General features: G+C 39.7%; 1 protein-coding gene and 1 pseudogene. One reads left to right on the top strand and one right to left on the bottom strand.

Annotation, left to right across the window (positions count from 1 at the left end):
• The coding region (locus GJU39_RS23725) for a hypothetical protein (protein ID WP_209437735.1) at window positions 1-202 on the bottom strand (202 nt) is incomplete at its 3' end.
• A gap of 19 nt (window positions 203-221) precedes the next feature.
• Here GJU39_RS23725 and GJU39_RS23320 point away from each other — a divergent pair.
• A pseudogene (locus GJU39_RS23320) lies at window positions 222-536 on the top strand (hypothetical protein); the annotation flags it as partial.

Raw genomic sequence — 536 nt, 5'->3', positions numbered from 1 at the left:
ATAACTTTGTGTTCAAACTCAATGGCCATGACAAATATAAAAGAAAAGCAGCAATGTAATCGGTAAATAATAATACAGGATTTTTCGTAACAATGGATGCAGAGAAAATGGCAAGAATGATGTCGAGAAAATGGTAACAATAAATACATAGTTCACCTTTTGGGGCGAAGCCCCAAAAGATTAGAACACCTTTGTCTTTCACTACAAATACAAAGGATTCAATGAACTATTATTTAAACAAACTTATGATCTATCATGAAGTTCACCAAATGGAAAGAGCAGGTTTTTCCATTCAAAAGATTGCCGAGCACCTTGTTATGGACTGGCGCACAGTTAAACGTCTGTTGTCATTCAGCGAGGAAGCCTATATGCAACAACTTGAAGTGCCCCTAGGAAGAAAAAGCTCCCTTGATGCCTTTGAAGAGTTCGTTCGGGAGAAGCTCATCCTATATCCTGCCACCCCAGCAGCGCAAATGCACGACTGGCTGAAAGAACACAATGTAAACTTTCCCGTGGTCAGTCCAAAAACTGCCTTT

This window comes from Pedobacter petrophilus (genome assembly GCF_009674725.1).
Lineage (GTDB): Bacteria > Bacteroidota > Bacteroidia > Sphingobacteriales > Sphingobacteriaceae > Pedobacter > Pedobacter petrophilus.
This window is presented reverse-complemented; position numbering and strand designations above follow the sequence as displayed.